General features: G+C 64.7%; 1 pseudogene. It reads right to left on the bottom strand.

Annotated elements, in window-relative coordinates:
• Positions 1-269 (bottom strand): annotated as a pseudogene (locus AC0L2F_RS35835) (acetoacetate--CoA ligase); the annotation flags it as partial.

The following is a 269-nucleotide window of genomic DNA, read 5'->3' as shown; positions in this document are numbered from 1 at the left end:
CAAGGCGCACGAACAGCACCACCCGCACATCGTCCTGCCAGCGCTGGCCGATGGCCAGGCTTTCCAGCACCTGCGGGACTTTTTCCACCTGGCGATAGATTTCGGCGGTGCCAATGCGCACGCCGCCAGGGTTGAGCACCGCATCGGAGCGGCCATGGATCAGCAGGCTGCCGTTGGGGCGCTGTTCGGCGTAGTCGCCCTGGGCCCACACGCCGGGAAACTGGCTGAAATACGAGGCGCGCAACGTCTTTTGTTGTGGGTCGTTCCAC

This window comes from Bradyrhizobium sp. Ken64 (assembly GCF_055807555.1).
Note: the sequence above shows the minus strand (reverse complement) of the source record. Positions and strands in the feature narration are given on the sequence as shown.